Origin of the sequence: Stappia sp. (genome assembly GCF_048261845.1) — a bacterium.
GTDB lineage: Bacteria > Pseudomonadota > Alphaproteobacteria > Rhizobiales > Stappiaceae > Stappia.
The window spans coordinates 1-23,639 of record NZ_JBLXFR010000038.1; the positions used below are offsets into that span (position 1 = coordinate 1).

At 66.9% G+C, this 23,639-nt stretch carries 25 protein-coding genes; 10 read left to right on the top strand and 15 right to left on the bottom strand.

Annotated elements, in window-relative coordinates:
* The coding region (locus tag ACN0T5_RS14830; RefSeq protein WP_417769382.1) for a DUF2336 domain-containing protein at positions 1–1,030 on the bottom strand (1,030 nt) is incomplete at its 3' end.
* A 316-nt stretch (positions 1,031–1,346) separates the two neighbouring features.
* Between ACN0T5_RS14830 and ACN0T5_RS14835 the strand changes: the two genes are divergently transcribed.
* The 3 genes from ACN0T5_RS14835 to ACN0T5_RS14845 all read left to right on the top strand — a co-directional run bounded on the left by ACN0T5_RS14835 (position 1,347) and on the right by ACN0T5_RS14845 (position 3,747).
* Entirely contained in the window at positions 1,347–1,571 is a 225-nt protein-coding gene (locus ACN0T5_RS14835; RefSeq protein ID WP_417769383.1) for a hypothetical protein, read from the top strand.
* 81 nt (positions 1,572–1,652) lie between these two features.
* A complete protein-coding gene (locus ACN0T5_RS14840) occupies positions 1,653–2,534 on the top strand; it encodes a hypothetical protein (protein WP_417769384.1) in 882 nt (293 codons plus the stop codon).
* 154 nt (positions 2,535–2,688) lie between these two features.
* Positions 2,689–3,747 (top strand): ABC transporter ATP-binding protein, encoded by a 1,059-nt coding sequence (locus ACN0T5_RS14845; RefSeq protein WP_417769385.1) that lies wholly within the window; start codon positions 2,689–2,691, stop codon positions 3,745–3,747.
* Between the two features lie 105 nt (positions 3,748–3,852).
* On the opposite strand, the gene ACN0T5_RS14850 is transcribed toward ACN0T5_RS14845, so the two are convergent.
* The 8 genes from ACN0T5_RS14850 to ACN0T5_RS14885 all read right to left on the bottom strand — a co-directional run bounded on the left by ACN0T5_RS14850 (position 3,853) and on the right by ACN0T5_RS14885 (position 10,510).
* The gene (locus tag ACN0T5_RS14850) at positions 3,853–4,269 is read right to left on the bottom strand and encodes a MucR family transcriptional regulator (protein WP_417769386.1); all 417 of its coding nucleotides are present in this window, start codon (positions 4,267–4,269) and stop codon (positions 3,853–3,855) included.
* Between the two features lie 312 nt (positions 4,270–4,581).
* Positions 4,582–4,917: a monovalent cation/H(+) antiporter subunit G gene (mnhG, locus tag ACN0T5_RS14855; RefSeq protein ID WP_417769387.1), complete on the bottom strand. Its 336-nt coding sequence runs from the start codon at positions 4,915–4,917 to the stop codon at positions 4,582–4,584.
* Positions 4,914–5,270, bottom strand: coding sequence for a cation:proton antiporter (locus tag ACN0T5_RS14860; RefSeq protein WP_417769388.1), 357 nt, complete (start codon positions 5,268–5,270; stop codon positions 4,914–4,916). Before ACN0T5_RS14860 ends, mnhG begins: the two co-directional genes overlap by 4 nt.
* Positions 5,267–5,743, bottom strand: coding sequence for a Na+/H+ antiporter subunit E (locus tag ACN0T5_RS14865; RefSeq protein WP_417769389.1), 477 nt, complete (start codon positions 5,741–5,743; stop codon positions 5,267–5,269). The genes ACN0T5_RS14860 and ACN0T5_RS14865 overlap by 4 nt, the downstream gene beginning before the upstream one ends.
* A complete protein-coding gene (locus ACN0T5_RS14870) occupies positions 5,740–7,323 on the bottom strand; it encodes a Na+/H+ antiporter subunit D (protein ID WP_417769390.1) in 1,584 nt (527 codons plus the stop codon). Before ACN0T5_RS14870 ends, ACN0T5_RS14865 begins: the two co-directional genes overlap by 4 nt.
* Before the next feature lie 3 nt (positions 7,324–7,326).
* On the bottom strand, positions 7,327–7,704 hold the full coding sequence (locus ACN0T5_RS14875; RefSeq protein ID WP_417769391.1) for a Na+/H+ antiporter subunit C: 378 nt from the start codon (positions 7,702–7,704) through the stop codon (positions 7,327–7,329).
* Complete coding sequence (locus ACN0T5_RS14880; RefSeq protein WP_417769392.1) at positions 7,704–8,123, bottom strand: Na+/H+ antiporter subunit B; 420 nt, start codon at positions 8,121–8,123, stop codon at positions 7,704–7,706. The genes ACN0T5_RS14875 and ACN0T5_RS14880 overlap by 1 nt, the downstream gene beginning before the upstream one ends.
* Positions 8,120–10,510, bottom strand: a complete 2,391-nt coding sequence (locus ACN0T5_RS14885; RefSeq protein ID WP_417769393.1) for a putative monovalent cation/H+ antiporter subunit A — start codon at positions 10,508–10,510, stop codon at positions 8,120–8,122. The genes ACN0T5_RS14880 and ACN0T5_RS14885 overlap by 4 nt, the downstream gene beginning before the upstream one ends.
* A gap of 238 nt (positions 10,511–10,748) precedes the next feature.
* Between ACN0T5_RS14885 and msrB the strand changes: the two genes are divergently transcribed.
* Entirely contained in the window at positions 10,749–11,159 is a 411-nt protein-coding gene (msrB, locus tag ACN0T5_RS14890; RefSeq protein ID WP_417769394.1) for a peptide-methionine (R)-S-oxide reductase MsrB, read from the top strand.
* Positions 11,160–11,264: 105 nt separating this feature from the next.
* On the opposite strand, the gene ACN0T5_RS14895 is transcribed toward msrB, so the two are convergent.
* A complete protein-coding gene (locus tag ACN0T5_RS14895; protein WP_417769395.1) occupies positions 11,265–16,547 on the bottom strand; it encodes an antitoxin in 5,283 nt (1,760 codons plus the stop codon).
* Between the two features lie 133 nt (positions 16,548–16,680).
* Between ACN0T5_RS14895 and ACN0T5_RS14900 the strand changes: the two genes are divergently transcribed.
* The 3 genes from ACN0T5_RS14900 to ACN0T5_RS14910 all read left to right on the top strand — a co-directional run bounded on the left by ACN0T5_RS14900 (position 16,681) and on the right by ACN0T5_RS14910 (position 18,292).
* Positions 16,681–17,124, top strand: coding sequence for a hypothetical protein (locus tag ACN0T5_RS14900; protein ID WP_417769396.1), 444 nt, complete (start codon positions 16,681–16,683; stop codon positions 17,122–17,124).
* 276 nt (positions 17,125–17,400) lie between these two features.
* Positions 17,401–17,784 (top strand): Hpt domain-containing protein, encoded by a 384-nt coding sequence (locus ACN0T5_RS14905; protein WP_417769397.1) that lies wholly within the window; start codon positions 17,401–17,403, stop codon positions 17,782–17,784.
* Between the two features lie 187 nt (positions 17,785–17,971).
* Positions 17,972–18,292 (top strand): 2Fe-2S iron-sulfur cluster-binding protein, encoded by a 321-nt coding sequence (locus ACN0T5_RS14910; protein ID WP_417769398.1) that lies wholly within the window; start codon positions 17,972–17,974, stop codon positions 18,290–18,292.
* Positions 18,293–18,372: 80 nt separating this feature from the next.
* On the opposite strand, the gene ACN0T5_RS14915 is transcribed toward ACN0T5_RS14910, so the two are convergent.
* The gene (locus ACN0T5_RS14915; protein WP_417769399.1) at positions 18,373–19,275 is read right to left on the bottom strand and encodes an AraC family transcriptional regulator; all 903 of its coding nucleotides are present in this window, start codon (positions 19,273–19,275) and stop codon (positions 18,373–18,375) included.
* 209 nt (positions 19,276–19,484) lie between these two features.
* On the opposite strand from ACN0T5_RS14915, the gene ACN0T5_RS14920 reads away from it, so the two are divergent.
* Both ACN0T5_RS14920 and ACN0T5_RS14925 read left to right on the top strand, forming a co-directional pair.
* The gene (locus tag ACN0T5_RS14920; protein ID WP_417769400.1) at positions 19,485–20,942 is read left to right on the top strand and encodes a hypothetical protein; all 1,458 of its coding nucleotides are present in this window, start codon (positions 19,485–19,487) and stop codon (positions 20,940–20,942) included.
* Between the two features lie 77 nt (positions 20,943–21,019).
* The gene (locus ACN0T5_RS14925) at positions 21,020–21,181 is read left to right on the top strand and encodes a hypothetical protein (RefSeq protein ID WP_417769401.1); all 162 of its coding nucleotides are present in this window, start codon (positions 21,020–21,022) and stop codon (positions 21,179–21,181) included.
* Positions 21,182–21,206: 25 nt separating this feature from the next.
* Here the strand turns inward: ACN0T5_RS14925 and ACN0T5_RS14930 are convergent, their stop codons facing one another.
* The 4 genes from ACN0T5_RS14930 to ACN0T5_RS14945 form a co-directional block, all read right to left on the bottom strand.
* Positions 21,207–21,635 carry a hypothetical protein gene (locus tag ACN0T5_RS14930; protein WP_417769402.1) on the bottom strand — a complete coding sequence of 143 codons (429 nt, stop codon included), beginning with the start codon at positions 21,633–21,635 and terminating at the stop codon, positions 21,207–21,209.
* A gap of 137 nt (positions 21,636–21,772) precedes the next feature.
* Positions 21,773–22,147, bottom strand: coding sequence for a carboxymuconolactone decarboxylase family protein (locus ACN0T5_RS14935; protein ID WP_417769403.1), 375 nt, complete (start codon positions 22,145–22,147; stop codon positions 21,773–21,775).
* The gene (locus ACN0T5_RS14940) at positions 22,144–22,584 is read right to left on the bottom strand and encodes a MerR family transcriptional regulator (RefSeq protein ID WP_417769404.1); all 441 of its coding nucleotides are present in this window, start codon (positions 22,582–22,584) and stop codon (positions 22,144–22,146) included. Before ACN0T5_RS14940 ends, ACN0T5_RS14935 begins: the two co-directional genes overlap by 4 nt.
* Positions 22,581–22,994, bottom strand: a complete 414-nt coding sequence (locus ACN0T5_RS14945) for a nuclear transport factor 2 family protein (protein WP_417769405.1) — start codon at positions 22,992–22,994, stop codon at positions 22,581–22,583. The genes ACN0T5_RS14940 and ACN0T5_RS14945 overlap by 4 nt, the downstream gene beginning before the upstream one ends.
* A gap of 315 nt (positions 22,995–23,309) precedes the next feature.
* Between ACN0T5_RS14945 and ACN0T5_RS14950 the strand changes: the two genes are divergently transcribed.
* A complete protein-coding gene (locus ACN0T5_RS14950) occupies positions 23,310–23,609 on the top strand; it encodes a SelT/SelW/SelH family protein (RefSeq protein WP_417769406.1) in 300 nt (99 codons plus the stop codon).
* The last annotated feature ends 30 nt before the right edge of the window (positions 23,610–23,639 follow it).

Consider the following 23,639-nt stretch of genomic DNA (forward strand, 5'->3'; position numbering starts at 1 on the left):
CGACGCCGCCGAACGGCGAGGCAATGCCCGATGCCGCCGGCCGGGCGGTGGGCGTCGGTATTCCGGCGCGCAGGCCCTCGACAAGCAGCATCGCGGCGCGCGGGGTGATCCGGTCATGCAGGGAGATCAGCTGCCGCAGGCGGTCCAGCGACACGCTCTGGCCGAGCAGGCGAACGAGAATGCGCCCGCTTTCGCTGTCGCCGGTGCCGAGCGCCCTCAGCGCCACCACCAGTGCCTCGCCGCCCCCGTCGTCAACGAGGCGGGCGGCCGTGTCGCCCGAGAGCGCCAGCGTATAGGCGAGATGGGCGGCGAACACCGCGACGCCGCCGGACAGGGCGGCATCGACCAGCGATTTCAGCACCGCCGGCTTGAAGGCGGCGTTGAGCACGCGCGGATCGCCCTTGCGGGCCAGTTCGCCGAGCGCCCTCGCCTCGGCGGCGGCAATCGCCTCCATGCGTCCGGCCGGATCGAGATCGAGAAACAGCGCGAAGAGCAAGGGAGCGGGCAGCGCCCTCCGGCTGGCAAGCTCGGGCGCCAGCGCGGCCAGCACCTGCGGCCGGTCGGCGAGAATGGCCAGGGCCTCATCGTCAAGCGGGCAGTCCGGGCGGGCGATGAGAACTTTCAGCGTTTCCGCATCGGCATGGCGCAACAGCACCCCGGCCACACGCGCCGGCATCCCGGAGCGGCCGGCAATCGCCCGGCGGACGGTTTCGTCGCCCCTGGCGGCACCCGCCAGCAGGTCGGTCTCGGCCAGTTGCCCGGACGAGGAGAGCGCGCGTGCGGCGACACCGGCGTCGGCATCGGCGGCAAGCTGGGAGAGGCAATCCGCCGGCGTATGCTCGTAGCCCGAAAGCAGGGTTGCGATCATGCGGCGGTGGTCCGTCGGCGTGTCGGGCAGGAGCTGGCGGAACAGCTCGGAGAAGATGCGTCGCTCGGCCGCGTCATGGCGGTCGCGCGCGACATAGAGTTCGGTCGCCGCCAGCAGCACGCCGGCCTTGCTCTTGCGATCGGGTTCGAGCGACAGATCCACCACGCCTTCCATCTGCCTGTGCGCGCTCGGCTGCCCCGGCAAAACCGGGTCCTTCGACGATACCGGAGGGCCGCTGACGGGCCCTTTTTTCTCGGGAGGACGGGACACTGGGCCGGACTTGCTTACGCTACGCAGTTACACACGCGCTCGCTTGACCCCCACAGGGATACACGAACCGCTTCAAACTGGAGCAAAAGCGTTAGCAACTTATTAACCGTGACTCATTCCTACTACCGTTACGGCAGATGGTTTTGCGTGACCTGCCAGGGTTCAAGGGCCGGCGATCCTGCCATCCCGCAGGACTCAGGAGGATGCCATGGGCACCGTGCTGAACTTCCACAACCAGGCCAGACCCGGACGCCTCGCCCGGCGGCCGATGCAGTCCTGCCGGCATGCGCCGGCGGAGATCGTCATCTTTCCAGGCGTGCGGATTGAACGTCACAACGCCGCCACGGCTCTTGATCTGAGCGCGCGAATCGGGCGCAAACAGGAAGGAGCCGGTTTTTCCGGCAAGGACCGCGACCCCGGCAAGACGCACTAGGGGCGGCCGGGTTCCGCTCCGGCGGCACCGAGCCTGTCCGCCGGCAACGTGTCGCGCGTCCGCGACGGGAAAGATGACAGGGTGACGAAGCGCCGAGCAGACGTTGACCGGAAGCGCAGACGCGCCGCGCAGGCGGCGTCGGGGCATGCGCGCGCCGGCCGTCCGCGCCCGGGACTTGCCCTCGCCGCCCTGTTGCCCGCGCTGATGCTGGTTGCCGCATGCCAGCGCCCGACCGGCGATTTCGGCCGTGCCGCACCCTCCGTCGTGCATGACACGATCATGCCGGCGGCCGGCGACGAGCTCGCGATCAATCGCGGCGAGCCTGTGTCGCGCTTCAATCTCACCGATGACGAGAAGGAAATGCGCAACCGCGCCTGGTCGCTGATCCGTCCGCCCTCGGCCGAGGACTGGATCGAGGGCAGCCGGACCGAGCTGATGCGCACGCGCATCCTGCCGGAGACCGGCGGCGGCGATCCGGACCGCTACTACGCCTTCCTGCGCTCCGACCGCTACCGTTCCAGCCAAGCGCGCTACGACCGGGTCGCGGCCGATGCGACCGCCGACGCGGCGCTCGTGCCACCCTATTGCGAGATCGCCATGCGGGTGACGGCCGCCGACCAGGAGCGGCTGCGCGCGCTCGGGCGGCGCGAAATCTCGACCGGCGAAGAGCTTGCCGGCGCGCAGGCCCGGGTCTGGGAGAACCGCCGCTACATGGACTGGGCCAGCCAGGCACTGCGCTTCCGCCTCGTCTCCTACCGCAACGCGATCGACGCGCTGGAGATCGAAACGCCCTCGAGCGACAAGGTCTGGGATGCCAACACGGCCTGGAAGAAGCTCGCCGCCGAGGTGGTGCAGCTTGAAAAGGGTTGCCAGACCGGCAATCGCTACGGCCAGGTCGAGGAAACCCAGCGCTCGCGCATCTTCTCCAACTGGGGCACGGAGCGTCCCGCACCGGTCAAGTAGGGCGCGCTCCCGTCAACCGGACCGGAAACCCGTCGCGACTGTCATGCGCTCCTCACATCCTTGTGCCATTGGGGCGCACTTGCGGGCCACCGCCCGCACCGGCTAAGCACAGGGCCGGCCCCCTCCCTCCTTGCAACCGGATGTCCTGCATCGCATGTCGGTTTCCCTCCGTTCCCTCGCCAAGCGTTTCGGCACCCTTGCCGCGATCTCCGACATTTCCCTCGAGGTGGAGGACGGCAGCTTCTTTGCCATTCTCGGGCCTTCGGGCTGCGGTAAGTCGACGCTTCTTCGCCTCATAGCCGGGCTCGAGACGCCCGATGGCGGCGAGATCCGCATCGGCGGGAAACCGATGGCCGCCCCGGGGCTGCATGTGCCGCCGGAGGCGCGCAATGTCGGCGTGGTGTTCCAGTCCTACGCGCTGTGGCCGCACATGAGCGTTCACGACAATGTCGCCTTCCCGGTGGAAGGCGCCGGGCTTTCGGCGGAGGAGCGCCGCGCACGGGTGGCGGGCGCACTTGCCACGGTGGGGCTTTCGGGTCTTGCCGCGCGCAAGCCCGCATCGCTCTCCGGCGGCCAGCGCCAGCGCGTCGCCCTCGCCCGCTGCCTCGCCCAGGCCGCCGGCACCATCCTGATGGACGAGCCGCTGGCCAATCTCGACCCGCATCTGCGCCAGTCGATGGAGGAGGAACTGGCCGCCTTTCACGCCAAGACCGGCACCACGACGCTCTACATCACCCACGACCAGCGCGAGGCCATGGCGCTTGCCGACCGGATCGCGATCCTGTGGGAGGGGCAACTTCTGCAGGCGGGCAGCCCGGAAGCCGTCTACCGCCGCCCGGCCGGAGAAAAGGTCGCCCGCTTCATCGGCCGCTCCGCCCTTCTCGACGCGCGTGTGGAGAGCTGCGACGGCGGCCGGGCACTGGCGCGGGTCGGCGCAACGACGGTGGAGGCATTTTGCGGCAGTGCCGCCCGGACCGGAACCGCCCGGCTGATGCTGCGCCCGGAGGACATCCGCGTCGGCACGCAAGGCGCCGGTGAAACCCTTGATGCACGGATCCTGCACACCAGCTATCGCGGCGGCTTCTGGGAGGCGACGGCCGCGATCGAGGGCCATGCCGAACCGTTGGTGCTGCACCTGCCGCGCCAGGCCGCCCCGGGCGAGGTCGTGCCGCTGGCCCTCACCGGCGGATGGATCCTGCCCGCAGCCGAGTGAGCCTCGCCCGCGCCCGCAGCGGGAAACATCCGGAAGCGGGCAAGCGCAGAACGAAAAAAGCCGCCGTGGTGACCACGGCGGCTTTTGTCTCGACGGAAGACCGGCTTACTTGGCGCGCTTGCGCTGCTGGCCGAGGCCCATCTTCTTGGCAAGCTCGGAACGGGCGGCCGCATAGTTCGGCGCCACCATCGGGTAGTCGCTCGCCAGGCCCCACTTCTCGCGGTACTCCTCGGGCGACATGTCGTAGTGGGTGCGAAGATGCCGCTTGAGCGACTTGAACTTCTTCCCGTCCTCGAGGCAGATGATGTAGTCCGGCGTAACCGACTTCTTGACGGCAACGGCCGGGCGAAGCGGCTCCGGCTCCGGCTCAACGGCCGCGCTGCTGGTGCGATGCAGCGCGTTGTAGACTTCGTTGATCAGTCCGGCGAGGTCGGAAGATGCAACAGTGTTGTTCGACACATAAGCCGAAACGATGTCGGCAGTCAGGTCGATGAGATTGTCGTCGGCGACCGTTTCAGTCATTTTCCACCCATCAGTTAAGTCGGAACACTTACGAAATAGACCGACAAAAAGAACCGCCAGGCTCACTCAGCGTACTGTCCCGATACTAACGCGCGTGAGGATCTGACTTCGATTCTGCCGGACAAAATGCATGCGTGTCGTATATATCGACATAATCAGGACCACAAGAGAAATTTCTACCGCTTTCTCATGTAGGGCTGCCTTATTGCTGATCTAATTGCCATCCGGTGGTTAGTTTTCGCCAATTCAAAATCAAGCAAAGCGCGAATAAAACACATGACGCCCCGTCACCAGCACGCCTGATAGCCCGGCTCAGTCGTCACTCTTGGCCATTTCGTCAATATGCGTATCCGGGCACGGCCTGTAACCGGCCTCATAAGCGGCCTTGGCCAGCAAGTGAGCGGCGACGGGGGCCGTCAGAAGGAAGAACACCACGCCGGCCAGCGCCCGGGTGATGACGTCGATCTGGTGGGCATGGATGGCCAGCGCGATCAGCATCAGACCCGATCCCAGCGTGCCGGCCTTGGATCCGGCATGCATGCGCATGTAGACATCCTTGAGCCGCAGCAGGCCGATGGAGGCGATCAGCGAGAACAGCGACCCGACGACCAGCACCACACCGACGGCGATTTCGAAAACCGGCATCATCGTCCACCCTCTCCTTCGGTCTGCGTCCGCCGGATCTCGTCGACGATCGTGACATCCTTGGCCAGCCCGCGATTGAGCACGAAACGGGCAAAGGCAACGGTTGCCAGAAAGCCGACAAGCCCGAGCGCGATGGCGATATCGACATAGAGGAAATAATCGGTCTGAACGCCGATCGCGGCGATGAAACCGATGCCCACGGCAACGAGCATGTCGAGTGCCACCACCCGGTCGGGCAAGGTCGGCCCGCGCACGATGCGCACCACGATCAGGAAGAACGAGACCGTCAGGATCGCCAGCGAGATGTCGACGCACAGATCCAGGAATTGTGACGAATAGCCAAGCATCCCGTTCATCGGAAAACCTCCAGGATCTTGCGTTCGAAGCCGTTCTTGATGTCGTCGATGGTCGACTGCTTGTCCGGCACGTCGATGCAATGCACATAGAGGGTCTTGCGGTCCTCCGAGACATCAACGGACAGCGTTCCCGGCGTCAGCGTGATCAGATTGGCGAGCATGGTGATCTCGAAATCCCGGTCCACCGTGAGCGGATAGGCGATGATCCCGGGCTTCAGGTCGATCTTCGGGCGCAGCACGATGACCGCGACGCGAAGCGCCGACAGCAACAGCTCGTAAACGAACAGCAGTGCCAGGCTGATGATCTGCCACAGCCGGCGGGTGTAGCGGCCGGTGCCGACCTGCTCACGGATGATGTAGAGCCCGAACGTGCCCAGCAGGAAGCCGAAGAGCAGGTTGGCCTCGGCGAAACTGCCGGTCACCGCGCCCCAGGCGAGCGCCAGCAGGATGTTGATCAGGAAAAGGCTTGTCATTGGACAGCACCTCCGAAGACGGAGCGAAGATACCCAAGCGGCTCGGTCAACGTCGATGCGCCGCGCCCCGAGACCTGCATCATGAATTCAGGCAGCACTCCGAGCAGGACGACCAGGCCAAGCAGCAGGCCGATCGGCAACCAGATGCTGGCGCGCGCCATGCCGGGCGCGGGAACGAGCACGCTGGTGAGCTGGCCGTCGGCCGTGCCTTCCGCACCGCCGCGCCAGAAGGCGTAGATCCACACCCGGCCCATGGCGATCGTCGTCAGCAGCCCGGTGACGAGGATCGAGGCAGCGATCCAGCCGTGACCGCCGACCAGCGCCGCGTCCACGAGCAACACCTTGGGCCAGAACCCGGAAAAGGGCGGCAGGCCCGCAACGGCGAAGCCGAGCATCAGGAACACTGCCGCGAAGGCCGGACTTGCCCGGTAGAGGCCGCCAAGCTCGCGCAGCGAGTAGGAGCCGCCAAGCCCGCGCATGACGCCAGCCGCCATGTAGAGCGCCGTCATCACCAGGATCGAATGCACCGCGTAGAAGATCGTGCCGGCGAGCGCCGGCGTGGTGCCGATGGCAAGACCCGCCAGCATCGAGCCGATGCCCGAGATCACCAGATAACCCAGCAGGCGGCGTATGTCCGTCTGCGCCAGGGCGCCGAAAACACCGGTCAGCATGGTGGCGATGGCGACCAGGGCGATGATGTCGGCAAGCGCGACGCGGGCATCCGGCAGCAGCAGCGCGAAGATCCGCAACAGCGCATAAACGCCGACCTTGGTCAGCAGACCGGCGAAGACGGCCGCGATGACGATGCGCGGCGTATGGTAGGAGGCCGGCAGCCAGAAATTGACCGGGAAGGCTGCCGCCTTCATGGCGAATGCGAGGAAATACAGCACCGCGACGGTCATCAGCGGGCCCTGAAGGCCAGCTGCCTGCGCCTTGATGGCGATGTCGGCCATGTTGAGCGTGCCGAGAATGCCGTAGAGCAGGCCCGTGGCGATCAGGAACAGCGTCGTGGCGATGATGTTGAGCAGCGCGTATTTGACCGCGCCATCGAGCTGGGCACGCTCGTTGCCCAGCACCAGAAGGCCGAAGGACGAGATCAGCAGCACCTCGAACCAGACATAGAGGTTGAAGATGTCGCCGGTCAGGAACGCGCCGCAGACGCCGGTCATCAGCAGCAGCAGGAACGGATAGAAACCATAGCGCCGGCCGGAGTTGTCGACGTCGCCGATGCCGTAGACGGCGGCGGCAAGCGCCACGACCGACGAGGTCAGTGCCAGCGTCGCGCCGAGAGCATCGACCGTGAAGGCGATGCCGAAGGGCGGCAACCAGTTGCCCGCGACCATGGTGATCACGCCCTTGTCGAGCACCCTGGCCAGCAATCCGGCGCAAGCCAGCACCAGCAACGACAGGAAGATGATGGCCACCTTCGGCTGGGCGTCCGTGTTCTTGCGCGTCATCAGGCAGAGCGCACCGCCGAGCACGGTGATGATCAACGGTGCGACCAGCAGCCAGTCTCCCGGCGCTACCGGCTCCATCCGCATGGCCAGCGAAAGATCAACGTCGTAGTTCGAAGCGGCCATCGGTCAGTACCCTTGCGGCGGCGAGGTCTCGCCCGTCGGCTCGGCGACCCGCATCTCGCTGGTGTCGTCCGCGCCCAGTTCCTGGTAGGCGCGGAAGGCGAGCACCAGCAGGAAGGCGAAGAAGGAGAAGGAAATCACGATCGCCGTCAGGATCAGCGCCTGGGGCAGAGGATTGGCGATCGTCTCGTCCGGCACGGGCAGCGCCTCCGGAATGATCGGCGGCACCTCCCGCAGCAGACGCCCGGAGGTGAAGATCAGCAGGTTGACCGCATTGCCGAGAATGGCGATGCCCAGCAGGACGCGCACCAGCTGGCGCGACATCAGCAGGTAGACGGCGACGGCGAAGAAAGCGCCGATGACGATAGAAAAGATGTTCTCCATCAGTCGCTCTCCCTCTCTTCAAGGGCCAGGGCGATCGAACCGATCGACCCGACAACAACCAGATAGACGCCGATGTCGAAGAACAGGGGCGTCGACAGCGGCACCTCGACCCCGAAGAGGTTCAGATACCACCACTGGCTGGTCATGAAAGGCTGGGCCATGAACAGCGACGGCAGACCCGACAGGCCGGCGACGAACAAGCCGGCGGCGGAAATGCTCATCGGATGCAGCGAAATGGCCCGGCGCACCGCCGCCACGCCGCAGGCGATGCCGTAGATGGCGAAGGCGGATGCGGCGATCAGCCCGCCGATGAAGCCGCCGCCCGGCTCGTTGTGGCCGCGCAGCAGAACGAAGATGGAGAACATCACCATGAGAGCCGTCAGATAGGGCGCGATGGTGCGGAAGATGATCGTCCTCACAGGTGTGCCTCCCCGCTTTTTTGCAGCGCCTCGTCACCGGCCGCGTGGTCGAGCGCCGCCGCCCGGTCCTTCTTCGGCCGGACCCGGATCAGGGCCAACACGCAAAGCCCGGCGAGCATCACCACCGCGATCTCGCCGAACGTGTCGAAGCCGCGGAAGTCGACGAGGATGACGTTCACGATGTTGCGGCCATGGGCGATGGTGCGGCTGTACTGCTCGAAGAAGTCCGAGAGAGACCGGTCGAACGGCATCTGCGTGATGCGCATCAGCAGCCCGGCAAGGCCGATACCGATGGCAAGCGCGATCGCGCCATGGAACAGGCGCGGGACCATCGGCCGATGGTCGCGCGGCTGCAGGTTGAGCCGGGTCATCACCAGAGCCAGGATCACCACCGACAGGGTCTCGACCATGAACTGGGTGAACGACAGGTCCGGCGCGCCGAACAGCATGAAGACCAGCGCCACGGCAAACCCCTGGATGCCGAGCGAAACGATGGCGGTAAGGCGCGTCCTGGCAACCAGCACGGCGACCAGGCCGCTCACCGCGATGGCCAGCACACCCCATTCGTAGAAGCGGAGACTTGGCATTTCGAACGCGTCCGGCCAGTTGCCGGTCAGTGTGAGCGGCACGAGCAGCGCGGCCGCGGTGACAATGAAGGTCATCGTCATGTAGACGTCCATCCGCCCGCCCTGGACGCGCCGGGTCAGCCAGCCGGAGAAGGCGACGGTGCCGGCGATGGCCTGATCGAAGCCCTTGTCCGGGCCCCAGCCGATGGCCGCGAGAAGACGGGCCATGGCATCGCGCAGCGCCTCGAGCCTGAGAAACAGGAGGATGCCGAGAGCCACGGTGATGACGGACAGGATCGCCGCCGCACCGATATAGCCGGGGATCAGGTGCACATCGACCGCGACCCGGCTGCCAAGAATGGAGGACACCACCGGCGAGATGAAATAGACGCCGGTGTCATGGGCCAGAAGCGCGGCGGCAAGACCGGCGAGCGACAGCGCCACCGGCCCGGCATAGAGCAGCGGCGGGCCCTCGTGGGCATGTTTCGGCGTGTCGACCTTCGCCCCCAGGAACGGCTTGATCGCCACGGCGGCGGCAATCACCAGCATGAGCGCATTGCCGACCAGGGCGACGGCGGTCAGCGTCAGCTGCATGCCCCCCTCGCCCCAGATGCCGGCGTAGAGATATTCCTTGGCGATGAAGCCGACAAAGGGCGGCAGGCCCGACATGGAGAGCGCGGCAAGGCAGGCAGCGGCGAAGGTGATCGGCATTGCCTTGCGCAGCCCGCCCAGCTTCGTCACGTCGCGGGTGCCGGCCTCGTGGTCGATGGTGCCGGCGACCATGAACAGCGCGCCCTTGAACAGCGAATGGGCGAGAAGATAGAGCACCGCGCCCTCGATCGCCTTCTCCCAGCTGGTGCCGGTGAGCATCACCAAAAGGCCGAGCGAGGCGACCGTCGTATAGGCGAGCATCAGCTTCAGGTCGGTCTGGCGCACGGCCAGCAGCGTGCCGACGATCAGCGTCGCGCCGCCGAAGAGCGGCAGGATCGTCGTCCACAGCATGGTGTCGCCGAGCACCGGATGCATGCGCATCAGGAGGTAGACGCCGGCCTTGACCATGGTTGCCGAGTGCAGGAAGGCGGAGACCGGCGTCGGCGCCTCCATGGCGTTGGGCAGCCAGAAGTGGAAGGGAAACTGCGCCGACTTGGTGAAGGCGCCGCCCAGGACCAGCAGCAGGATCAGCGGGTAGAGCGCGTGTTCGCGCAGCACGTCGCCGGAGGCCAGAACCGCCGACATGTCCGCTTCGCCCGTCACGCTCATGATCACCAGGAAGCCGGCCAGCAGCGACAGTCCGCCGCCGCCTGTGACGACCAGCGCCTGGATCGCGGCCCGGCGCGAGGCGGCGCGCAGATGGTCGAAACCGATCAGCAGGAACGAGGTGATCGACGTCAGTTCCCAGAAAATGAAGAGCGTGATCAGGTCGTTGCCCAGCACCAGGCCGAGCATCGCGCCCATGAACAGGAACAGGAACGACAGGAACCGGCCCTGGTGCGGATGCCCTTTGAGGTAGCCGCCCGCGTAGAGGATGATGAAGGTGCCGATGCCGGAAATCAGCAATGCGAAGAGCGTCGACAGCCCGTCAATGTGGAAGGAGAAGGTGACGCCGTAGGACGGCACCCATTCGAGCGCCGGGGTGAACCGGGCACCTGCCGCTACGTCCGGCAGCAGGCCGACGAAGAACAGGAAGATGCCGGCGGGCACGAGTGCCAGCGGCCAGGCCGCGTTCGCCCCCATCAGCCGGGTCAGCGCCGGCGCCACGAGCGCGGCCGCGAAAGGGGCCAGTACGGCGAAGACAGTCGCCTCGGAACCTGTGAGCGCCATGAGCCTCCCCTGGAAGATGAAACACGCCGGGCAATCGGAGAATCAAATCGATTCGGCCCATCTTACCGAGTGTTTGCCAAGATTTGCCCCACATATAACCAGCACAACCTGACGGGCAAGCGATTTAGGGGTCAGGGGCGACAGCTTTCGGCAAAAGCTGCGCGCCCTATTGTCGCCCCTGCGCGAAGGACCTATTTCCAGACGTTGGAAACGTCACTTCACACCCGAGGTCCCATCCATGTCGAACGCCGACAACCACCGCAAGCTGGAGAAGTCCGAGACCGAGTGGCAGGCCAGCCTGACGCCGGAACAGTTCCACGTGCTGCGCCGCGCCGGCACCGAACGCCCGTTCACCGGACCGTTCTGGAACACGTTCGGCACGGGGCTGTATTCCTGCGTCGGCTGCGGCTCGCCGCTGTTCCGCTCGGACACCAAGTTCGACGCCGGCTGCGGCTGGCCGAGCTTCTACGAGACCGTCAGCCCGGACGCCGTCACCGAGATCGTCGACCGCTCGCACGGCATGGTTCGCACCGAGATCCGCTGCGGCACCTGCGACGGTCATCTCGGCCACGTGTTTCCCGACGGCCCGCCGCCGACGGGCCTGCGCTACTGCATGAACGGCACGGCCCTGTCCTTCGAGGAGGAATAGGCCCCCGCGCCCCGCGGCGGCGTCCGGGACCACGCATCGGACCAAGCAAAAACGCGGCCCTTTCAGGGCCGCGTTTTCGTTTCAGTCCCCGGCCCGCAGGCAGTCTCAGTCGAGACGGCCGCTGGCGTGGGCGAGCATGGTGTAGACCTTGCCCGTGTCCGAGGTCAGGTAGGTCTGGCTCATGATGTTGTCGCGGTCGTTGCGCGAAACCTGGGCCAGCAACTGCTCGAAATCGGTCAGATAGCGGTCGACCGCCCCCCGGAACTCCGCGTCACGCGCGTATTTCTGGCGGATCTCGTCGAACGTCTGCTGACCTTGCAGGGTGTAGAGACGGCGGGTGAAGACATGCCGCTCGCCCTGCTTGTAGCGCTCCCACAGATCGATGAACGTCTCGTGGTCGATCGCCCGGGCGATGTCGATGGACAGGGAGTTGAGGCTCTCCACCATCTGCAGCGGCGAGCGCCCCTGCGGTTCCTGCTCGCCCGCGCCCGCCTCGTCCTGGGAGGCGCGACGCAGCAGGTCGCTGACCCAGCCCTTGCCGCCACCCTGGGTGTTGCCACCGCGGGGTTCCGACGCCGGCTGCGCCTTGGGCGTGTCGAAGTCGCTCAGCGTCTTGCGCCGCAACTCGCCGCGCAGCTCGCCACGCGCCGGAGCGGCGGCGGGAGCCTGTGCCCGCGGCGCCGGCTCGGGAGCCGGACGCGCCGGTGCAGGCGACGGCGAGCTGACACCGGCCAGCGTCGCGGCCTGCGCGACGGCCTTCTCGCCGGCACGCGAGATGTCCAGCGAATTGGACTGGCGGGCGACGATCTCCGAAAGCTCGGTGAGCGCGCGCACCTGTTCGCTGACCACCTTGCGCAGGGCGGACGTCGACTGCTCGGCCTCCTCCGGCAGGTCGAGAATGCCGCGCTTCAGTTCGGCACGGGTCTTCTCCAGCTCGCTGTGGACGCCGCGCGCCACGTCGCGCATCCGCGTGGTCGCCTCGGTGAAGCGCTCGGACGCATCCGACAGGGTCTTGGTCATCTCCGAGACGACGTCGTCCTGTGCCGCGCGCACCGCCTCGCGGGCCTTCTGGCCCTCGAGCCCTGCGGACATGCGCATGGATTCGAACTGCTCGGTGACCGCCAGGGTCGCCGCCTCCGCGGCGGCGGTGAGCTGCAGGGTCACCTCGCGGCTCTTCTCGTCGGCGCTGGCAAGCGAGGCCTCGAGCTGCTTGGAGAAGCTGCGCATCAGGCTGTCGATCGCCTCGGTCTTGGCCAGCAGCGTGTCTGCCACCTCCTCGATCGCGGTCTTGCGCTCGCCCACCCGCGCATCGACCGAGCGGTTGATCTCGTCGAGATTGCGGGCGGCCTCGTTCAGCATGGAGCCATGCTCCTCGAGACGGCCGGAGAGCGAACCGATATCCGCAAGGACCGATTCCGACACCTTGCGCAGCACCGCCGTCTGGTTCTCCAGCGTACCGGTGGATGCGGTCGTCTCGCTGACCGCGCGGTCGATCGCCGTGCGGAACTCGCCGGCGCTGCGCGACAGCGACGTCTCGACATTGCCGAGATTCTCGCCCGCATTGGCAACGACATCGCTCAGCAGGCTGTTCGATTCCGTCAGACGGTTGAGAAGCCCGGTGATGTCGCTCTCGAGCTGCGTCTTGGTGAGGGTCAGGATCTCCGCCGCCGAGCTGCTGCGCTCGTCGAGCTTGGCGACCAGCGCATCGCCGGCCTCGACCAGCTTGCGGGTGGCATCCAGGCCCGTGCGGGCGAAGTTGTCGGTGACGTCGCGGCCCTTGACGGTGATCGCATCGAGGATCGCGTCGTGGATCTCGGCAACCCGCGTCGTAAGCGCCTGGGCGCGTTCCTCGATCGCCGTCACGACGGCATGACCGTCCGTGCCGAGGATCTGCGACAGGGTGCTCGAGCGTTCCTCCAGGGCCTGGTTGAGTGCATCGGCGCGGGCCACAAGGTCCTCGGCGACCGCATTGCCGCGCTCCGCCAGCAGGTCGGCGGCGGCGCGAACGGCACCGGCGACTTCCGAGCGCACGCCATCGGCTTCGCCGGAGACCGTGTTGCGGATCTCCTCGACGGTCCGGGCAAGCACCATGCGGGCCTGCTCGCTCTCGCTCGACAGCATCCCCGTGACATCGGTCACCGTACGGGTCAGGTCCTCGCGAACCTTGTCGCTTTCGCTGCCCAGCGCACCGCTCATCTCGCCGAGCGTGCCGACAAAGAGGGTCCGGGCCTTCTCGCTTTCGGCGGCCAGCGACCGGGCTGCCTCGCCGACGGCGGAGAACAACAGGTCACGCAGCTTGTCGCTCTCGCCCGAGAGCGAATCCGTTGCGCTGGTGAGCGAGGCGACGATGGTTTCGGCCGCCTTCTCGCTTTCGCTCTGCAGGGCGCCGCGCGCCTCGCCGACCGAACCGAGAACGATCTGGCGCAGGCGCGCGCCCTCGTCTTCCAGCTTCTGGGTGGCATCGCCGAGAGTCGTTTCCACGATCTCGCGCAGCTTGCCGCTTTCGCCCGAGAGCATGCCGGTGAGGCGCTCCACCGTGCCGCCGGCCTCGGTGATCACCTCCGACAGGGTCTCGCGGGCGCGATCGCTTTCGCTGGTCAGCGTGCCGGTGATCGCGGCAAGGCGCTCGGCCAGGATACGCTCCAGTTCGGCGGAGCGGCTGTCCAGCGTCTCGGCAACCTCGAACACCTTGGAACCGAGCGACACGTTGATCTCCGCGATGCGGTCGGACAGCGTATCGGTGAGTTCCTGGCTCTGGCGCGACAGGACCTGGCCTGCATCGGTCAGGCGTTGGTCGAGCGACTTCGACATTTCGGTCTGGCCGTCGACAAACGCCGATGCGATTTCGCGCGTGCGGGCAATCAGCGTCTCGCTGATCTGGCGGGCACGGGCGTCAAGCGCATGGTCGATGCGCTCGGTGCCGAGCGACATGGTGTTGGCCAGATGCTCGGCCTTCTCCGACATGGACGTCGCCGCCTGCTCGACCTTGGTGCCGATCGATCCCTCGAACGTGACGAGGTGCTGCTCGATCGCCTCGCCGATGAGGCGCGAGCGTTCCGACAGGCTGGTGCCGATTTCCTCGGCACGGGCGCCAAGCGTCGCGCCGACCTCGTCGACCTTTTCCGAGAGCTGGATGGTGATCGCCTGCGAGCGGTTCTCCAGCACGTCCGACAGGGCGATGGTGCGCTCGTTGAGGGTCGCTTCGAACTGGCCGGTGCGCTCGTCGAGCGTCATCGACAGCTTCTCGATACCACCCGACAGCGTCTCGTCGAAGCCGTGGATGCGCGTGTCGAGGGCATCGGCCATCGACGAGGCACGCAGGTCCAGCGTCGAGTTGAGCGACTCGATGCGGCCGTCCAGCGTCGCGCCGAGTTCGGCCGTGCGCTGGTCGAAGGAAGACACCAGTGCCTGGCCGCGCTCGCCAATGAGGATTTCCATCTGCTCGAGATGGCCGCCCAGACCGCTCTGCAGCGCGCCGCCACGCTCTTCCAGAGTCGCGTCGAGACGGTCGCCGATCGCCGACAATTCGCCGGCCACGCGTTCGCCGCGCGAGCCGATCAGATGGGCAAGCTCCGTGCCGGTTTCCGACAGGGTGCGGGCAAATTCGCCGGTATGCATCGACAGCGACGTGCCAAGCGTCGAGGACGCGTCCTCGAGCGCCGCGCGGAAGGCCCGGGTCTGGTTGTCGATGAGATCCGCCATTTCCTGGCTGCGGTTCTCCAGACGCTGGTCCAGCGCCTCGCCATTGACCGAAATCGCCTCGTGGATCTTGTCGCCGACGGCGCCAAGCCGGTCGGCAAGCTCCGTGCCGCGCACGGTGATCGTCTCGGTCAGGCTTCCGGCCGTCTCGTCCAGCTTGGATGCGATCTCGCCGCCGCGCAGCGACAGGTCGACGACGATGGACTCGCCCGTGCCGCGCAGGATCTCCGCGACCTCGTTGGTGCGCGAGGAAAGCGTCTCGACGATTTCCGCGCCCTTGACCGAAATCGTGTCGGTGACTTCCTGACCGCGCAGGGAAATGCTCTCGACAACGCGGTCGCCGGTTTCCGCCAGCGATGCATCGAGCCCGGTGACGCGGCTGTCGAGGGTCGACAGCAGGTCGTCGGTGCGGGTGGTGATCGTGTCGATCAGCTTGCCGCCGGTGAGCGACAGGTTGGCGGTGATCTCCTCGCCGCGTGTGGTCAGCGTCTCGACGAAGCCGTCCGCGGTGGAGGCAAAGCGATCGTTGATCTCGGTGCCGCGCCTCTCCAGCGTGGAGGCGAATTCCTGGCCGGTGCGGTTCATGCTGTCGACCAGCGTTTCGCCGGTTCCGGTCAGGCGGGAGACATAGCTTTCGCCGTGCGAGGCAAGGCTCTCGATCAGCTCGCCGCCGGCGGTGCTGAACGTGTCCGCAATCTCGCGCACGCGGCCGTCGACCGTGGCGTTGAAATCGCCGACGCGCGACTCGATGGCGCCCGTCAGACGCTCGGTCGCCGCATCGGTGACTTCGCCGATCTTCTCGGATGTCGCCTGAAGCTGTGCAGCCAGCCCCTCATGCGCGCCGGTGATGCTGTCGCGCACCCGGTCGGCATTGGAGACGACCGCCTCGCGCTGGGTGACGAGTTCGTCGATCAGGGCGCGGATCTTCAGTTCATTGTCATTGTAGGACCGTTCGAGCGAGGACACCTCGTTGTGGACGAGGACCTCCAGCTCGCTGGCCCGGGCAATGGCGCGCTCGATACCGTCGCCCATGGCGGCGACTTCCCGGCGGATCGCCTGGCCGACACTCAGGATGGATTCCTTGGCAACGTCCTCGGGCTCGGCGAGACGCAACGCGACCTCGGTCATCCCGCGCGCGACGATGCGCATTTCCTGTGCACGGAAAATCATCAAGGCCATGGTCCAGAAGAAGACGACCGGCACGGCGACGGCGACGGCGGACAGGATCAGGGAGGGCGACGAGGCGATGTCACCGAAACCCTGAAGGGCCGCCAGTTCACTGGAGAAGGCGGCCGAGGCAAGCCACCAGCCGCCGCCCACCCACAGGATGGACAGGGCGAGCGCGAACCAGAACGGCGCCGAGGTCGGTCGCCGCTGAAGCGCGTAGATGAGGTTTCCGATGGTGCGGCGATCATCGTTCGCCGCCGAAGTGGGGCGACCACCGCCACGACCGCGCCGGCCGTTGCCACGCTGGCCGTCAGCCTCGCCCGATGTCTTGCCGGTCGAAGCCGTCCGCTCCGCGTCGCTGCGCACCGGGCTCGACGAGCCCGCATTCGCGCTCTCCGGAGTGCTCGTCACGGATGCCGTGCCGTCGCCGTCTTCCAGGTCGCCGAAATCGATCTTCAGCGCCTCCTCGACAGCCGAAAGGGCAGCCTCGGCGGGATCCTTCGCCTTCGGGGGATTTGCCATGGTCAGTTCGCCTCGCGTCCGTACTCGTTACACATCGGGTGCCACGGCGCTTCACTGTGGCGCCGCAAGACCGTGCACGGCAGGCGGTTCCGGCAGAACACGCCGGAATCGATAGCCGGGAAGTGAAAACGGCGTGACGAACCGGCCTCTGGTTCGAAAACACACCTCTCCCAAACTTGCCGCACACATCAACCTAATGACACAATCCGGCGGCTCGAACAACAATTTGCAGAGTCATGACAAGGAGATGAGGGGCATGACAGAGGCGTCGAAACGTCCCGCGCGGACGGCGGCAACAGGCGGCAAGCGCGGTGGCAAGGCCGCTTCCGGAGCGTCCCCGGCAGATCGCGGACCATCTCCGGCACAGGCCCTCTGGTTGGCTCGCGGGCTCGATCAGGCAGGTGGAAAACTTCCCCTGTTCGACGCCGACGGACGCCGCGTGGCCGAAAAAACCATCCGCGCCTGCATCGCCGCGGGATGGGCAGAGCCTTGGTTTTCCAACCCGATCAAGCCCGACTGGCTGGTCTGCCGGCTCACCGATGCCGGCCGCGCCGCGCTCCAGGGCGACCAATACTGAAAGGTACGTCCACCCGTCGCGAGGACCGCGAGGGGTGACGGGACGGACCCGGAAAGGGGCGCCCGCATGCCGGCGGGAGCCGGATCGCTCCCCCTCGATCCGGCGAATGTGTGAACGCACGTTAACCAAAGATTCACTTTGTTGGCCGGGGCCCGAATTCCCACCACCATGCTTAACCTCGTTTTCGCGAATTTTGACGAGGCTTGGTTGCAGACAGACGCAAGGCTCGCCGGGGCTTTTCCGGTGACCGGCATCGCGACCAGGAAAGGCTCCGCCATGATGCAGGCAACCGCAAGACAAATGGACGGCATGGCTCAGGCGAGAGAGCGGGCGGACACGCCCGACGCGCCGGTGGATCTGGTGCACCTGGCCCGCCACACGCTCGGCAACCGGGAACTGGAGCGCGAGGTGCTGCGTCTCTTCTCCCGCCAGTCGAAGATGTTGACGGAGCGGATGCGGGACGCAGACGACGGCGAGGCGCTGGAGCGCTGCCTGCACACGCTGCTCGGGTCCGCACGCAGCATCGGCGCCTGGAAGGTGGCCGAGGCGGTCGAACAGGCCCAGCAGGCGCTGCACGAGGACGGCCGCGCCGAGCTCTCGGCGGTGAGCGCGGCCGTTGCCGAATCTGCGGAGTTCATCGGGACCCTGCTCGACGCCTGAGCGCCGCCATCGTCTCGCAGGGAAGCGCCCGCCGTAGCGAGCGGGCCCCTGTCCGGGCGCGACAACCGGCCGCGGATGGCCATTCCGGACATTCAGGCCGGGGTGCGGCGCTTGACGTTTCGGCGCGAATGGTTATGTCGGAACCTGACACGACCTTCCGCAATTCCAGCGTCGAGATCCTCCGCCCATGCCCAAGATCACCTACATCACCGCCGACGGCGCAGAGACAGCCGTGGACGCGCCTGTCGGCTCCACCGTGATGGAAAACGCCATCAAGAACATGGTTTCGGGGATCGAGGCCGAATGCGGTGGCGCCTGCGCCTGCGCCACCTGCCATGTCTATGTGGACGAGGCCTGGACCGCGACGACAGGCGCGCCGGAGGCGATGGAAGAAGACATGCTGGACTTCGCCTATGACGTCCAGCCGAACTCGCGCCTGTCCTGCCAGGTCAAGGTGACCGAGGCAATGGACGGCCTGGTGGTGCGCATTCCCGAACGCCAGGCCTGACGCAAGGCGGGGCGCGCCTTGCCGCACGCCCCGTCTTCCAAGGTTCTCCCGGAGCAACCGGCGCCCGGGATGTCCGTCCCTCAGCCCTTCAATGCCAGGCAGACCGCCGTCCTGAGGTCCGCCTGCGGCGTGTCGCGCGGATTGTTGAGATACTCCTCCACCGCCGGCCGGTCCTCCGCCTCTTCGCCGCTCTGCGGCAGCCAGGCGGAGAACAGCCTGTCCCAGGTCAGGTGCAGGTCAGCGTAAGGGCCCTTGTGAATGGCGATGGCGTAGCGCCCGCCCGGCAGGTCCCTCACCTCCAGCGGCGCGAGCGCGGCCGGATCGGCGCCGGCCGGCACGGTCACCGACGCGAAGGAGCGCAGCTCCCGCTCCGCCACGGACTTCGGGTCGTCATAGTAAAGCCCGATCATCCGCATTCCGGGCCGGAACAGGCCCGCGGCACCGGCATGGGCGAAGGTCTTTTCGAACGCCCGGCCGATCTCGATATAGGGCCCCTGATGCGGCAGGCCGGCAAGCCGCAGCCCGTCCCGCGTCTCGATCGTGACATCCAGCTTTTCCGTCATTGCGCTCTCTCCTCGTTTGGGGAACTCGAGCACCGGATCGCGCGGCATGTCGCGAAAGGCCGCCGGCGCCATGCCGTAATGGCCGGCAAAGGCGCGCGAGAACGCTTCCGCGCTGCCATATCCCGCCCGCCGCGCCACCCGGGCCAGCGGCAGACGCCCGGCGACGAGGTCGGCGGCGGCCCGGTGCAGGCGGTAGCGCCTGACCGTGTGGGCGACCGTCTCCCCCGTCTGGGTGCGGTAGATCCGGTGAAAGTGGAACGGGGAGAAACATGCCGTCTCGGCCAGCGTGGCAATGTCGAGCGGATCGTCGAGATGCGCCGCGATGTGATCGACGACGCGGGCGATCCGCCTGGCATAGTCGCGGGCGGTGGCGGGTTTGAGCTCCCGCTCCGTTTCCTCATCTGTTTCCGTTTTCGGCATGGGCTCCTCCGTTCACGCTCCTCGCTAAACGAGACAGCCTGACAGAACTTGCGCATTTGCGGGCAAGGAGGAAAGGAGAGCAAGACGGCATCGCGGGTTGCGCGCCGGCGGGACGCTTGCCCAACCGGCGAAGAGCGGATTCAATCGCAGCCGCGCCCATCCGGGCCGGCCGGTTCTTCTCCATTGATTTGACTGAAGAGGTTCATACAATGGGATTTGTGGAGTTCTTTGCCTCCGTCTGGGTTTCCTATCTCACCGACCTCACTCCCGCCGAACAGGTCCTTGCCGCCCTGACCGTCCTCGGACCGGTGCTCGCCTCGCTTGCCGGCATGCGCCGCTACTATCTGGGCGCCAACAAGAATCTCGCCGTCGAACTGGCCGAGGAAAAGGACGCCTCGCGCAGATGGCTGAAAAAGTTCAACGAGGCCGAGGCGGAACTGGCATCCCTCAAGCGCGGCCTGCCCGCCTTCTGGATGGACGTCGCCGGGAAGGAGCGGCGCGACGGCAACGAGGAACTGGCGCTCGGCTTCCTGCGCGACGAGCTGCGGACCATTGCGCAGCCGCTGGCGGAGGCGGCGGACAATCTCGCCCGGCACCACGTCTCCATGGCCTTCGACGGCGATCCCGCGCATCTTTCCGAGGCGCGCCGCCATGCCCGCCTTGCCGTCCTGCATGGCGGGGCGACACCCTCCCGGGAAGGGCTGTTGAGCGAAATCGATCTTCTCGCGGCAGCGTCCGGCATCCCGACACCTAGGGAATTCACCACCTGGGACGACCTGCACGATGCCTATCCGGGCAGCCAGGACGGCTTGCCGGCCCTCGCCGCCCTGCACACGGCGACGTTCAAGCAGCTTGAAGACGGGCACTATCACGTGGCCGGGCTGATCAACCGGCGGGCCGGCATCATCGCGGAACGGATCGGACGACCCGACCATCCCGGCGTCCTGGCGACACGCTACCTCAAGGCCCGCGTCCTGAACCATCTGGGCGACTATCAACCGGCGCTGGCCGAGATCGACGCCCTGCTGCCCGACCAGAAGAGGGCCCTCCCGGCGGACGATCCGAACCTCCTGGTGACATGGCGACTGAAGGCACGGGTCCTGGACAATCTGGGGAACCATCAGGCCGCGCTCGCGGAGGTCGACGCGGTCCTGCCGCTCGAGGAGGCGGCCTTGACGCAGGACCATCCGAACGTCCTGGCGACCCGGCGGCTGAAGGCGCGCATCCTGAACAATCTGGGCGAGCACGCGGCCGCGCTGGCCGAAATCGAGGCCTTCGCGCCACGTGAGGAAAAAGCCCTGTCGCCGGGCCATCCGGGAGTTCTGGCGACCCGGCGCCTCAAGGCGCAGGTGATGGAGATGATGGGGGACCATCAGGCCGTTTACGAGGAACTCGACGCCATCGCTTCCCTGGAGGGCCAGAACCTTGCGCCGGATCACCCGGCCGTGCTGACGACACGCTACCTGAAGGCGCGCTCGCTGGCCGAGCAAGGCAAGGACGCGGCGGCCCTCGACGAGATCAAGGCCGTCGCGCCGCCGCTTGCGCGGGTGCTGACGCAGAACCATCCGACCACCCAGGCAGCGCTGCGACTGATGGCGGGCCTGCTTGCGAAGGCTGAGGCGGCCGACCGTCAGGCATCCGGGACAGACGTTGCGGGCACCCCTTGATTCCAGCTGTCATTGCAGGAACTGCATGAGCACTCCGGGGGAAACGGGCATGGCGGCGGTTGCAAGACAGGCGAAGCATGGCGGACAGGGCGCCGAACCCGACAGTGAAGGGCGCGGTTCCTGGCAAAAAAACATCCTTCGGCCAGGGGATCGCCGCCTGCCTTCTCGCGGCGCTCGCCACCTGGCCCCATGTCCTGATCCTGCTGCCGGGCCGCAAGCTGGCGCGGCCGCGCGGCTGAACCGCCCGGCCGCGCCGGCGCCCTGTTACTTCGTGCAGCCGTTTACATCGGCGGCGCAATAAAACCCGTCCGTCGAGTTGCCGCAGCAATAGGTGAATCCGGGACTGTCGCAACGGGATTGTGAGGAGCCGCAGCGTCCGGCAACGACGATCGGTCGTACCTTGATGGTCGCATCAGCGGTCCCGTCGAAGTCCGGAACGATCCGCCGCCCGGTTATCGGTCCGGCGGTCACCGCCTCGCCGGCCCCGAGACTGGCGAGAACGATGTCACCGGTGGACACGGCGCTCACAACCGGAACGCAGCCCTCCCCGACAGGGTCGGCCCGGGCGAGCCCCCCGGCCAGGATCGACAGGGCGGCGAACGCAAGCAGCGATGCCGGGACCAGTCCGGCGCGCCAGCCGGCGTGGATGCAAGTGATGGAACGCTGAGAGTTGGCAAGAATCCTTGCGGACATGGCAGGCCTCCACTGCTGGAGTGCATGGTCCGTCTGCGCACCCGTCCGTGCAGGCGGTTGTCTCCCCTGATCCAAGTATATCAGCATTCTTGACAGGGCGCGAGAACCGCGCCCTGTCAATGCCCATAGTCCGCCTCTCAGGTCCGCGCCTCGAACACCTCGCGCGCGGCGTTGAGCCCGTTGATCGCCGCCGGCAACCCGCCATAGACGGCCATCTGCCAGATCACCTCGAGGATTTCCCCTTCGCTGGCGCCGGCGGCGAGCGTGTGCTCGATATTGACCTTGAGCTGGGGCCCGGTCTGGCCGCCAAGCGCGGTGAGCGCCGCGACGGTGCACAATTGCCGGGTCTTCAGGTCGACCGTGCCGCGCGCGTAGTGGCGGCCATAGGCCCATTCGATCAGGCTTTCGGAAAAGCCCGGCAGCAGCGCGTCGTAGCGCTCCGCCAGCACCTGCTCGAGATCCGGGTTCAGCCGGGCGGCAATATCCCGCCCCTTGTCGAGTGCGGTGCTCATGAGGCAACCCTCCCGCGCGCCTTGCCGGAGGGCGGGACAGCAACCGCGTCGGCAAGCGGCACCACGGGATCGGCCACCTCGCCGCTCTCGATGCGGCGGTAGAGATCGACCTTCTCGTCGAGCAGCTTGAGCGTGTCGGCGAGCTTTTCCAGATCCGCCGCCACCTTGTCGCGGTGGCGCTCCAGCATCTGGCGGCGCTCGCGCACCGAGGCAACACCCGGACGCGTCCTCAGGTCGGCGTAGCGCAGCCGGTCGCGCATGCCCAGACCCGTAGCCTTCAGCCGGTCGAGAAATCGCAGCCAGCCGAGGATCGCCTCGTCATAGACCCGCCGCCCGCCACCGTCCCGCAAGGGAGCCGGGACAAGCCCGATCTTCTCGTAATAGCGCAACGTATCGACGCTGAGGCCGGTGCGCTGTGCAAGGTCGCCGATCATCATGCCGCTTTCTCCGCCGTGGAAACCCCGAACGCCGCTTCGAGCGCCGCCGTGTCTTCGAAAAACAGGTAATGCGCGATCTTCCCGTCGGCGAGCCTGGCCCGCAAGGCCCAGGTCGAAACGAAGAGCCGTCCCGTGTGCCGCACCCGGTGGCGAAAGCGGCCGGAGGCAAAACCGAGCGTGTCGCTCTCCAGCACCTCGTCGACCTCGAAGGCCTCCGTGTCGAAGGCCGTCCGCAACGCGCCGAGGAAGACACGCATGCCCTCGTGGCCGCGATAGGTGCCGTAGATCGGCAGGCGCGGGTCGGCCTCGCCCCGGACGCCGACGATGGTGGCATCGCCGGCGACGAGTGGCAGGACCTTGTCCGGATCGCCGCTCTTCAGGGCGGTGAAAAATGCTTCGATGACGCTCATTGCGCTGTCTCCTTGTGTCAACAGCGCCGCATCCTGGGAGCTGGAGCGCGCTCCAGGTCAACAGGCCTTTTCGGATTTTTTCATGGCGTCCACCGGTGGGTGGCGCCCCGCTCGAAGGGACTTGCCGCGCCCCGCCTTGCCGCCATATTGAAGCCCAGCCAGACCGGCCGCCACGGAAGCCCGCGCATGCGGAGCCCGGCCCCGATCCAGCCGGAAAGCCCCTGCCCCGCCGAGATCCGGCCCCGCCGAGACCCAACCGTCACGGCACCCGGGCCGGCCGGAGCGCCCCTCCCCTTGTTTGCACGCGGAACCGCCATGACCGAGACGCCCAAGCCCGCCCTGACCATCACCTATTGCCGCCAGTGCAACTGGATGCTGCGCGCCGCATGGATGGCGCAGGAACTGCTCTCCACCTTTTCCGAGGAGATCGGCTCGCTGACGCTGGTGCCGGGCACCGGCGGCACCTTCACCATCACCTGCGACGGCGCCGCCATCTGGGACCGCAAGACGGATGGCGGCTTTCCGGATGCCAAGGTGCTGAAGCAGCGCGTCCGCGACCTTGTCTGGCCGGAGATGAGCCTTGGCCACAATGACGGGCACAAGGGGGAAGCGTGAGGAGGAGCAGTTGCGCTGGATGTGCAAACG

Excerpts from the sequence above, each read along its gene's own strand:
- ACN0T5_RS14910 (WP_417769398.1), top strand. The coding sequence starts at position 17,972 with ATGCCCAAGATCACCTACATCACCGCCGACGGCGCAGAGACAGCCGTG.
- ACN0T5_RS14915 (WP_417769399.1), bottom strand. The coding sequence starts at position 19,275 with ATGCCGAAAACGGAAACAGATGAGGAAACGGAGCGGGAGCTCAAACCC.
- ACN0T5_RS14920 (WP_417769400.1), top strand. The coding sequence starts at position 19,485 with ATGGGATTTGTGGAGTTCTTTGCCTCCGTCTGGGTTTCCTATCTCACC.
- ACN0T5_RS14885 (WP_417769393.1), bottom strand. The coding sequence starts at position 10,510 with ATGGCGCTCACAGGTTCCGAGGCGACTGTCTTCGCCGTACTGGCCCCT.
- ACN0T5_RS14850 (WP_417769386.1), bottom strand. The coding sequence starts at position 4,269 with ATGACTGAAACGGTCGCCGACGACAATCTCATCGACCTGACTGCCGAC.
- ACN0T5_RS14895 (WP_417769395.1), bottom strand. The coding sequence starts at position 16,547 with ATGGCAAATCCCCCGAAGGCGAAGGATCCCGCCGAGGCTGCCCTTTCG.
- msrB (WP_417769394.1), top strand. The coding sequence starts at position 10,749 with ATGTCGAACGCCGACAACCACCGCAAGCTGGAGAAGTCCGAGACCGAG.
- ACN0T5_RS14875 (WP_417769391.1), bottom strand. The coding sequence starts at position 7,704 with ATGGAGAACATCTTTTCTATCGTCATCGGCGCTTTCTTCGCCGTCGCC.
- ACN0T5_RS14860 (WP_417769388.1), bottom strand. The coding sequence starts at position 5,270 with ATGAACGGGATGCTTGGCTATTCGTCACAATTCCTGGATCTGTGCGTC.
- ACN0T5_RS14835 (WP_417769383.1), top strand. The coding sequence starts at position 1,347 with ATGGGCACCGTGCTGAACTTCCACAACCAGGCCAGACCCGGACGCCTC.
- mnhG (WP_417769387.1), bottom strand. The coding sequence starts at position 4,917 with ATGATGCCGGTTTTCGAAATCGCCGTCGGTGTGGTGCTGGTCGTCGGG.
- ACN0T5_RS14945 (WP_417769405.1), bottom strand. The coding sequence starts at position 22,994 with ATGAGCGTCATCGAAGCATTTTTCACCGCCCTGAAGAGCGGCGATCCG.
- ACN0T5_RS14865 (WP_417769389.1), bottom strand. The coding sequence starts at position 5,743 with ATGACAAGCCTTTTCCTGATCAACATCCTGCTGGCGCTCGCCTGGGGC.
- ACN0T5_RS14845 (WP_417769385.1), top strand. The coding sequence starts at position 2,689 with ATGTCGGTTTCCCTCCGTTCCCTCGCCAAGCGTTTCGGCACCCTTGCC.
- ACN0T5_RS14935 (WP_417769403.1), bottom strand. The coding sequence starts at position 22,147 with ATGAGCACCGCACTCGACAAGGGGCGGGATATTGCCGCCCGGCTGAAC.
- ACN0T5_RS14925 (WP_417769401.1), top strand. The coding sequence starts at position 21,020 with ATGGCGGACAGGGCGCCGAACCCGACAGTGAAGGGCGCGGTTCCTGGC.
- ACN0T5_RS14930 (WP_417769402.1), bottom strand. The coding sequence starts at position 21,635 with ATGTCCGCAAGGATTCTTGCCAACTCTCAGCGTTCCATCACTTGCATC.
- ACN0T5_RS14940 (WP_417769404.1), bottom strand. The coding sequence starts at position 22,584 with ATGATGATCGGCGACCTTGCACAGCGCACCGGCCTCAGCGTCGATACG.
- ACN0T5_RS14870 (WP_417769390.1), bottom strand. The coding sequence starts at position 7,323 with ATGGCCGCTTCGAACTACGACGTTGATCTTTCGCTGGCCATGCGGATG.
- ACN0T5_RS14950 (WP_417769406.1), top strand. The coding sequence starts at position 23,310 with ATGACCGAGACGCCCAAGCCCGCCCTGACCATCACCTATTGCCGCCAG.
- ACN0T5_RS14905 (WP_417769397.1), top strand. The coding sequence starts at position 17,401 with ATGATGCAGGCAACCGCAAGACAAATGGACGGCATGGCTCAGGCGAGA.